General features: G+C 68.3%; 3 protein-coding genes and 1 pseudogene. 3 read left to right on the forward strand and 1 reads right to left on the reverse strand.

The window, feature by feature from the left end; translation table 11 throughout:
* Positions 1-187: 187 nt before the first annotated feature.
* Genes hpsN through MFF61_RS33450 form a run of 3 tightly spaced genes read left to right on the forward strand, consistent with a single transcriptional unit; the run spans position 188 to position 3,295 of the window.
* Complete coding sequence (gene hpsN, locus MFF61_RS33440; protein WP_238242114.1) at positions 188-1,501, forward strand: sulfopropanediol 3-dehydrogenase; 1,314 nt, start codon at positions 188-190, stop codon at positions 1,499-1,501.
* Positions 1,502-2,269, forward strand: coding sequence for an SDR family NAD(P)-dependent oxidoreductase (locus tag MFF61_RS33445; protein WP_238242115.1), 768 nt, complete (start codon positions 1,502-1,504; stop codon positions 2,267-2,269).
* A gap of 24 nt (positions 2,270-2,293) precedes the next feature.
* Positions 2,294-3,295 (forward strand): zinc-dependent alcohol dehydrogenase, encoded by a 1,002-nt coding sequence (locus MFF61_RS33450; protein WP_238242117.1) that lies wholly within the window; start codon positions 2,294-2,296, stop codon positions 3,293-3,295.
* A gap of 167 nt (positions 3,296-3,462) precedes the next feature.
* Here the strand turns inward: MFF61_RS33450 and MFF61_RS34115 are convergent.
* A pseudogene (locus MFF61_RS34115) lies at positions 3,463-4,642 on the reverse strand (IS3 family transposase); the annotation flags it as partial.
* Positions 4,643-4,794: the final 152 nt, after the last annotated feature.

The raw sequence follows: 4,794 nt of genomic DNA on the forward strand, positions 1-4,794 counted from the left end.
AGGTGGGCACCATCCCGGCGAACCCGGAGCCCAAGAGCTACATCTCGGACGAATACCTCAAGCGCGTCGCGAACGACCCGAAGCTGCGCGCCTTCGCGACCGAGTTCGACAAGAAGTAAGCCGCGCCCGTGCGGACGGGATCCGTCGTCCGCACGGGCGGCCTCACCTCTCAAGAAGGCACTGCATCATGGCCATCGCCTACCTGAAGAAGGCGTCGAAGACACCGGAGACCGAGACGGACACGGCGCGCAAGGTCGTGACCGAGATGCTCGCGGCGATCGAGGCCGGGGGTGAGAAATCGGTGCGCGACTACGCCCTGAAGCTGGACGGCTGGTCGGGTCCGATCGTCATGGACGAGGCGGCGATCGCCGAGCAGGTTCGCGAGGTGCCGCAGGCGATCAAGGACGACATCGGGCTTGCCGCCTCGCAGGTTCGCCGTTTCGCCGAGGCGCAGCGCGCATCCGTGCAGGATTTCGCCGTCGAGTTGTCGCCTGGGCTGCGCCTCGGGCAGCGGCTCGTTCCCGTGAACACGGCGGGCTGCTACGTGCCGGCCGGGCGCTATGCCCATATCGCGTCCGCCTACATGTCGGTCGCGACCGCCAAGGCCGCGGGCGTGAAGACCGTCATTGCCTGCTCGGCGCCCTACAAGGGCCAGGGCATCCATCCCCACGTGCTCTACGCCATGACCGTGGCGGGCGCGGATGTCGTCATGTGCCTCGGCGGGGTCCAGGCGGTGGCCGCCATGGCCTTCGGTCTCTTCACGGGCAAGGCGGCCGACATCATCGTGGGACCCGGCAACAAGTTCGTCGCGGAAGCCAAGCGCATGCTGTTCGGGAAGGTCGGCATCGACGTGTTCGCTGGCCCCTCGGAGGTGGCGGTGATCGCGGACGATACGGCCGATCCCCTCATCGTCGCGACCGATCTCGTCGGGCAGGCGGAGCACGGCCACGAGAGCCCGGCCTGGCTCATCACCGACTCGACGCGCATCGCGCAGGAGGTATCCGCGCTCGTCCCGCAGCTCATCGCGGCCCTGCCGGCCACGGCACGCGACGCCGCACAGGCCGCTTGGCGCGATTACGGCGAGGTGGTCCTCTGCGACACGCGCGAGGAGATGATGCAGGTGTCCGAGGACTATGCCTGCGAGCACCTCGAAGTGCACTGTGCCGACCTCGACTGGTGGCACGCCAACCTGACGAACTACGGCTCGCTGTTCCTCGGCGAGGAGACCAACGTGGCCTTCGGCGACAAGGTGTCGGGTCCCAACCACATCCTCCCGACGAAGTTCGCGGCGCGCTACTCGGCCGGCCTGTCGGTCCACAAGTTCCTGAAGCCCCTCACCTGGCAGCGGATGAGCCGCGAGGCGTGCCGGGCTCTCGCCCCTGTCTCGGCCCGGATCTCGCGGCTGGAAGGCATGGAGGCCCATGCCCGGACGAGCGACGTGCGCATGGCGAAGTACGCGCCCGGCGCGCCCGTGGATCTCGGCCGGCCGGTCGAGGCGTGAATGGCTTTCCGGCTCGGCCACCTGTTCGACCTCACGGGACGGACGGCGCTCATCACCGGCGGCAGCAGCGGCATCGGGCTCGCCATGGCGCGAGCGCTCGGGCTCGCCGGCGCGGACGTCATCTTGGTGGCGCGACGATCGAGCGACCTCTCCGCTGCGCAGGAGGCGCTCCGACACGACGGGATCGCCGCCACCACCGTGTCGGCCGACCTCTCGCACGCGGAGGCCGCCGGGGAAGTCCGCGCGGCGACCAGTGGGCGCGCGGTCGACATCCTCGTCAACGCCGCCGGCGTCAACCTTCGCCAGCCCTTCCAGGAGGTCACGGCGGCAGCCTTCGACCTGCACATGGCCCTGCATCTGAGGGCGCCGTTCCTGCTGACCCAGGCCTTCGCGCCCCGCATGGCGGAACGGCGCTTCGGCCGCATCGTCAACGTCGCCTCGCTGCAGAGCTGGCGCGCCTTCGCCGACAGCGCGCCCTATGGGGCCGCGAAAGGCGGCGTTCTCCAGCTCACCCGCGCCATCGCCGAGGAATGGTCGCGCCACGGGATCACCTGCAACGCGATCGCCCCCGGCTTCTTTCCGACGCCGCTCACGGCGCCGGTTTTCGGCGATCCGCAGCGCGTGGCCCGGAACGCGGCCCAGACCGCCGTGGGTCGCAACGGCGAACTCGCAGATCTCGCCGGTGCGACCGTGTTCCTGGCCTCAGAGGCGGCCGCCTACGTCACCGGGCAGACGCTGGCCGTCGACGGCGGTTTCACGGCGAAATAGCTCGACCTCAACGAGGAGCGGCGCATGAAGGCGCTCGTCTATACCGGCCCGAACACGCTCGTGTATCGCGACGAGCCGGACACGGCGCCGGAGCCCGGCGAGGTGCTGGTCCGGGTCGAGGCCGTGGGCATCTGCGGCTCGGACATGCACGCCTATCACGGTCACGACACTCGTCGGCCGCCACCGCTGATCCTCGGACATGAGGCCGCGGGCCGGATCGTGTCCGGTCCCCGTGCGGGCCAGCGGGTGACGATCAATCCGCTCGTGGTCGACCCGACCTGTCCCTACGCCGTGGACGGGCGGTGGCACCTGTCGCCGACGCGTCAGATCATCTCGATGCCTCCGCGGCCCGGGGCCTTCGCCGACTTGGTGCGGATTCCCGAGCGCAACCTCTTCCCTGTGCCGGATCATCTGTCGATCGAGCATGCTGCGCTCGCGGAGCCGATCGCGGTCGCCTGGCACGCGGTACGGATCGGCGCCGAGAGGCTTCATCAGCCTCTGACGGTGTCGAGCGTGGTCATCCTAGGCGGCGGCGCCATCGGGCTCGCCGCCGCACTCGTCGTCCGCCGCTTCGGTGCGACCGCGATCCGGATCGGCGAGACGAACCCGCTGCGCCGCCAGACCATCGCGCGCGCGGAGGGGCTCGCGGTCTTCGCGCCTGGGGCCTCGGGCGAACCCGCAGAGGGCAGTGTCGATCTGGTGATCGATGCCGTGGGCGCGGTGGGCACGCGCGCGGCGGCCTGCAGCCTGGTGAGACCAGGGGGTGTGATCGTCCATGTCGGCCTGCTGCCCGGCCAGGACGGCCTCGACCTGCGCAAGATCACTTTACAGGAGATCACCGTTACCGGAGCCTACTGCTACACGCCGACTGACTTTCGTCACACGGTGGATGCATTGGCCGAAGGCGTGCTCGGCGCACTGAGCTGGTTCGAGGTACGCACGCTCGCGGAAGGCCCGACAGCTTTCGCCGACCTTGATGACGGTCGAACGGCGGCCAACAAAATCATCTTGTTGCCCGGCGCCTGAACTGTCCTTGATAGGTTTCCCATCACGATGGTCAGCAGCTTCCTGCTTGGCTGACGAGACGAGGCTCGCCCTCTACCGCACGAGCAGATGATCATGTCGCAACCGACATGCTCCTCGTCGGACGGTAGATCTCGCTGTGGCCTGCCACCGATTTGGTTGACACCATCCTAAGCTAATTGGGCGCGGTTTTCGAGCTCGACAGGGCTGAGATAGCCCAAGGTCGAGTGCCGCCGCGCCGGGTTGTAGAAGCGCTCGATGGAGTCGAACACATCGGCCCGGGCCTCGTCCCGCGTGCGATAGGCCCGCCGCGCTGTGCGCTCGGTCTTCAGGGACGAGAAGAAGCTCTCCATCGCCGCATTGTCCCACACGTTGCCCGACCGGCTCATCGAGCAGTCACGCCGTGCTCGGCCATCAGGCGCTGGAAGGCTTCACTCGTGTGTTGCGAACCATAAACTGAGTGATGCAGCAAAGCATCCGGCCTGCCCCTGCGCCATGTCGCCATGACCAGCGCATCCGTGACGAGCTGAGCCGTCATGCTGACCTGCATCGACCAGCCCACGACACGGCGCGAGAACAGATCAATCACGGCGGCGACGGAGAGCCAGCCCTCGGCCGTCCAGATATACGTGAAGTCGGCGATCCACTTCCGGTTGGGGACGTCGGCCGCAAGCCGCCGCTCCAGGAGATTGGGCGAGGCAGCGGCCCGCTCCCCTTCGTCCTTCGGCAGCCCCCGTCGGCGCGGCCGTGCCCGCAAGGCGTTCTCGCGCATGATCCGCTCGATGCGGTGCAGCCCGCACGCGACGCCCTCAGCCAGCACGTCGCGCCAGACGCGTCTTGCGCCGTAGGTGCGGTCGCTGGCCACGAAGCTCGCGCGGGCCTTGCTCAGTGGGATTGGGATTGCCCGGTTTCTGTGGACGGTTACGGGGCTTGGGTGATCAGGGTCTCGGTTGCGGGTTTTGGCTGGTGCTCCTGTTCGTAGACGACGGGTGAGCGGTAGCCCAGGGCGGAGTGTCGCCGCACTGGGTTGTAGAAGCCCTCGAGGTAGCTGAAGAGGGCCATGCGGGCCTCGGGCCGGGAGTGAGTACGCTTGGTTCTCGCTCATGAACCGGAAGATCCCGACGGCAGAACTCCGGTCTCGCGCGCAAACCAGGCTGTCGCGCGAGAGAGGATGTCGCGCTCCAGCCTCAACTGCCGGTTCTCGCGCCGCAGCCGAAGCCACTCCTCGCGCTCCGTCGCGGAGAGAGCAGCCTCAGCGCCAGAGGGCTTGGCCTCGCGGCGGCCTTCCTGGCGATCGGCCTCGGCCACCCAATTGCGGATGGCTTGGGCCGACGGCTCGAACTCACGGGCGAGGTCGGTCGGATCGCGCCCGGCGCAGACCAGCTCGACCATCTGGCGGCGGAACTCCGCTGGGGACGGGGGACGGGTTCTCGGCATGGCTAAAACACCTCACGCGAAAGCGCTCTCGGTGTCCACCAATCCGGTTCTCCCGCATTTTGCGT

Origin of the sequence: Methylobacterium isbiliense, from assembly GCF_022179325.1 — a bacterium.
In the GTDB taxonomy this organism is placed as follows: Bacteria; Pseudomonadota; Alphaproteobacteria; order Rhizobiales; family Beijerinckiaceae; genus Methylobacterium; species Methylobacterium isbiliense.